Consider the following 4,605-nt stretch of genomic DNA (forward strand, 5'->3'; position numbering starts at 1 on the left):
TCGTGCTGGTGGTGGCCATCACCTTCATCATTATCAACATCATCGTGGATATGCTTTATATCCTGATCGATCCGCGAATCAGGACGGTGTAGCATGGTCAAGCTTAGAGAAAACCTCACTCAAAAGATGGAGGCGAACCCGGGCAAGGTGCGCTTCCGCCGCTGGAAGGCCATGACCATCGGCTCGCGCATCTCGCTTATCGTGCTGATTCTCATCTTCCTCATCGCAGTCACCGCACAGTGGATTGCCCCGAACGATCCCTACGCGATTTTCACCGCCCGCCAGGCACCCGACGGCCAGTTCCTCTTCGGCACCGACGATAAGGGCCGCGACGTTCTGTCCCGTATGATGTACGGTGCTCGCTACTCGCTGGTCATCGGCTTGGGCGCCACCGCGTTCGCTCTGGTCATCGGCTCGATTATCGGCGCTCTTGCGGCAGTCACGCGCAAGTGGATCTCCGAAATCATCATGCGCATCCTGGACGTCCTCATGTCGTTCCCCGGCATCGCGCTGGCCGCCACGTTCGTTATCGTGTTCGGCAACTCGGTCCCGTCGCTGATTCTGGCAATCGGCATCCTGTATGTGCCGCAGATCGCCCGTATCGTGCGCGCCAACGTGGTCAGCGAATACAATCAGGACTATGTCCGCGCCGTCGTGGTGAGCGGCGCACGTGCTCCGTGGATTCTCATGAAGCACGTGGTGCGCAACTGTATCGCGCCCGTCCTGGTGTTCACCATCGTGCTGGTGGCAGACGCCATCGTGTTCGAGGCCTCGCTCGCCTTCATCAGCGCCGGCATTCCTGAGCCCACTCCCACGTGGGGCAACATCCTCGCCGACGCCCGTAATGGCGTGCTCGCCGGTCGCTGGTGGCAGGCGCTGTTCCCGGGCCTGGCCATCATGATCACGGTTCTGTGCCTGAACATCCTGTCCGAAGGCATGACCGACGCATTGGCCGCCGCCCCCAAGGCTGCCGTCAAGGCGAGCGACTCCGACCTCAATTCCGACCGCGAGGCCGACCGCCTGGTGTCCGACCCCAAGCTGGCCTATGCCGCTCAGGCCGAGTCCCTCAAGGCTCGCTTGGATCAGCTCAAGGTGGTCGAGAACACCCGTACCGACCGCTTTACGTCTGACATCTCTCATGAGCCCATCCTCGAGGTCAAGAACCTCTGCATCAAGTTCCCGCGCCATGGCGACGTGAACGTCGTGGACAACATCAGCTTCAAGGTGCGCCCGCATCAGACCATGGGCCTGGTGGGCGAGTCCGGCTGCGGCAAGTCCATTACTTCGCTTGCCATCATGGGCCTGCTTGACCCCAAGGCGCAGATTTCCGGCGAAATTCTGTACAACGGCCAGAACCTGCTGAAGATGAGCCAGAAGGAGCTCAATGCCCTGCGCGGCCGCGAGATTGCCATGGTGTATCAGGACGCCCTTTCGTCGCTGAACCCCTCCATGTTGATTCGCTCGCAGATGAAGCAGCTCACCAAGCGCGGCGGCACCCGCAGCGCGGAGGAGCTGCTGGAGCTCGTAGGCCTCGATCCCAAGCGTACGCTGGACTCGTATCCGCACGAGCTCTCCGGCGGCCAGCGTCAGCGCGTGCTGATCGCTATGGCTCTGACGCGCGACCCCAAGGTCATCATCGCCGACGAGCCCACCACCGCTCTGGACGTGACCGTGCAGAAGCAGGTCATCGACCTGCTGAACAAGCTGCAGGAGCAGCTGGGATTCGCGATGGTGTTCGTGAGCCACGACCTTGCCCTGGTTGCCGAGGTGGCCAACTCCATTACGGTTATGTACGCCGGCCAGGTGGTGGAGCAGGGTTCGGTGCACGATCTGCTCACCAATCCCATCCACGAGTACACGCGCGGCCTTCTGGGCTCGGTGCTTTCCATCGAGGCCGGCAGCGGCCGCCTGCATCAGGTTCCCGGTTCGGTGCCCAGCCCCAAGGACTTCCCGAAGGGCGATCGCTTCGCGCCTCGTTCGAGCCATCCCGACCTGCATTCCGACGTGCGTCCTATCCTCAAGAAGTGGCAGGACACCAACCATTGGTATGCAGAGCTGCCTGATGACGAGATGAAGCGTCTGGGCCTCACCCCTGTCGCCGAAGGAGGTGTGCAGTAATGACTGACTCCATGCAAGAGTTCACGGCCCCTACGGTCGATCCGAAGGTCCCCATCATCAAGCTTGAGGACATCCATGTGATCTTCAAGACGCGCACGGGTTCCATTCTGCACCCCAACAAGGTGCATGCCATCAACGGTCTTTCGCTCGAGCTTATGCCCGGCGAGACCATCGGCATCGTAGGCGAGTCCGGCTGCGGCAAGTCCACCACCGCCAACGTGATGATCGGTCTGCAGCAGCCCACGTCCGGCAAGGTGTACTTCAAGGGCGTGGACGTGACCAAGCGTACGGCCAAGCAGCGCAAGACCATTGGCCGCGTGATTTCGGTCGTGTTCCAGGATCCCGCAACGGCGCTGAATGCGCGCATGAGCATCCACGACCAGCTCATGGACCCCATGATTGTGCATAAGATCGGCACCAAGGAAGAGCGCGAGAAGCGCGTCAAGAAGCTCATCGAGCTGGTTGGCCTGCCTTCTTCGGTGCTCGAGGCCCTGCCCGGACAGCTTTCCGGCGGCCAGCGTCAGCGTGTGGCAATCGCTCGCGCCCTGTCGCTTCGCCCCGATGCCATCATCGCCGACGAGCCCACCAGCGCCCTTGACGTGTCGGTGCGCGCGCAGATCCTCAACCTGCTGACCGATCTCAAGCGCGACCTGGGTCTGTCGATGGTGTTCATCAGCCACGACATCCAGACCGTGCGCTATATCTCCGACCGCATCATGGTCATGAACAAGGGCCAGGCGGTGGAGAAGGGAACGGCGAAAGAGGTGTTCGAGAACCCCAAGGACGACTACACCAAGCTCCTCCTCGGCGCCGCGCCATCGCTGCTCCATCCGGATCTCGGCAAATAACGCACGAAAGGACCCGCTTCGGCGGGTCCTTTTTGTTGCGCGTGTTTTCGACTTTGCTCCTTGCGCAATGGGCCATGCTTCAATATAGTTTGAATGTTTGCAAAACCTTTACGATTAAGGGGAGACATCATGTCTGAATCGCAATTCCGCGGCGTTATCCCTCCCGTGGTCATCCCTCTGGATGAGAACCGCAAGCTTGACCTCGAGGCGCTGGAGCGCTCCATCAACCGCATGATCGATGCGGGCGTCGACGGCCTGTTCTTCCTCGGCTCTTCCGGTGAAGTGGCGTTTCTGACCGACGCGCAGCGCTACCACGTGCTGCAGGAGGCCGTCGCCATGGTGAACGGCCGTGTGCCTGTGCTTGCCGGCATCATCGACATGGAAACCATGCGTGTGGTCGACCAGGCCAAACGGGCAAAGGGCTACGGCGTGGACGCCCTGGTGGCGACCGCCCCGTTCTACGCTTTGGGCGGCCCGAAGGAAGTGGAGCGTCACTTCCGCGCCATCCGCGAGCATACCGACCTGCCTCTGTTCGCCTACGACCTTCCGGTGTGCGTGCACACCAAGCTCGACCCCACGATGCTGGTGCGTCTGGGCACCGACGGCGTGATTCAGGGCGTCAAGGATTCCTCCGGCGACGACGTGCTGTTCCGCTGGCTGTGCATCGAGAACGAGCAGGCGGGTCATCCCCTGCAGGTCCTGACCGGCCATGAGGTGTGCGTCGACGGCGCATATATGGCGGGCGCCGACGGCAGCGTGCCGGGTCTGGCCAACATCGCCCCTGTGAGCTACGTTGAGCAGTGGCGCGCCTACCAGGCGGGCGACTGGGAGAAGGTCCGCGAGCTCCAGGATCACCTGGCTCGCCTGATGTTCGTCACCCGCGTGGTCAAGGCCACCGTGGGCTTCGGCGCGGGCGTGGGCGCGTTCAAGACCGCGCTGTGGCAGATGGGGGTGTTCAACACCAACCAGATGAGGGAGCCCGTCCAGGCCCTAGAGGGCGAGGACGTGGAGGCCATCGTCGAGGTCCTCAAGCGCGAAGGCATGATGTAAATCATGGGCGCGGATGTCCGTGCCGTCGTTGAATCTCAGGAAACCACCGCGAGCTACCCGCTCACGGTGGTTTCCGTCGATGTGGGCGGCACTAAGATCGCCGTTGCGACGGTGGTATACAAGCGCGAAGGGGGAGCGCCGAGCATCCCCTGGAAGATCGAGGTTCCCACGAAGGCCCAGCGCGGGGGCGACGCCGTTCTGGAGACGATCGTCGAAGCCGTGCGCGAGGGCTTGACCCATGCGACTGCGCCCGTTGCGGGCATCGGCGTGGGCACGGCGGGTCGTGTGCGCCGGGAAGACGGGTCTATCGCCTATGCCGTGGAAAGCATTATGCCCGGTTGGGCCGGCAAGCCCGTGAAGGCGCGTCTTTCCCAGGAATTCGGTCTGCCGGTTGCCGTGCTGGGCGATGTTCAGGCCCACGCGCTGGGCGAGGCCCGCTGGGGCGCCGCGCAGGGCGCCGACACGTGCATCGTGCTGGCTCCCGGCACCGGTATGGGCGGCGGCTTCATCTGCCACGGACGCATCGTCTTGGGCGCCCATGGCTTCGCCGGCGAGGTGGGAGCTACGATGAATCCCCTCGACGGCGGCG

General features: G+C 62.8%; 4 protein-coding genes. All 4 read left to right on the forward strand.

Annotation, left to right across the window (positions count from 1 at the left end):
- Positions 1 to 93 precede the first annotated feature (93 nt).
- On the forward strand, positions 94 to 2,118 hold the full coding sequence (locus tag Q0J60_RS10365) for a dipeptide/oligopeptide/nickel ABC transporter permease/ATP-binding protein (protein WP_294441298.1): 2,025 nt from the start codon (positions 94 to 96) through the stop codon (positions 2,116 to 2,118).
- Positions 2,118 to 2,966 (forward strand): ABC transporter ATP-binding protein, encoded by an 849-nt coding sequence (locus Q0J60_RS10370; RefSeq protein WP_294441299.1) that lies wholly within the window; start codon positions 2,118 to 2,120, stop codon positions 2,964 to 2,966. The genes Q0J60_RS10365 and Q0J60_RS10370 overlap by 1 nt, the downstream gene beginning before the upstream one ends.
- 129 nt (positions 2,967 to 3,095) lie before the next feature.
- Positions 3,096 to 4,016, forward strand: coding sequence for a dihydrodipicolinate synthase family protein (locus Q0J60_RS10375; protein WP_294441300.1), 921 nt, complete (start codon positions 3,096 to 3,098; stop codon positions 4,014 to 4,016).
- Positions 4,017 to 4,019: 3 nt separating this feature from the next.
- A partial coding sequence (locus Q0J60_RS10380; protein ID WP_294441301.1) for an ROK family protein occupies positions 4,020 to 4,605 on the forward strand: 586 nt, incomplete at its 3' end.

Source organism: uncultured Slackia sp. (assembly GCF_944321625.1).
Taxonomy (GTDB): Bacteria; Actinomycetota; Coriobacteriia; order Coriobacteriales; family Eggerthellaceae; genus Slackia.

Excerpts from the sequence above, each read along its gene's own strand:
- Q0J60_RS10365 (WP_294441298.1), top strand. The coding sequence starts at position 94 with ATGGTCAAGCTTAGAGAAAACCTCACTCAAAAGATGGAGGCGAACCCG.
- Q0J60_RS10375 (WP_294441300.1), top strand. The coding sequence starts at position 3,096 with ATGTCTGAATCGCAATTCCGCGGCGTTATCCCTCCCGTGGTCATCCCT.
- Q0J60_RS10370 (WP_294441299.1), top strand. The coding sequence starts at position 2,118 with ATGACTGACTCCATGCAAGAGTTCACGGCCCCTACGGTCGATCCGAAG.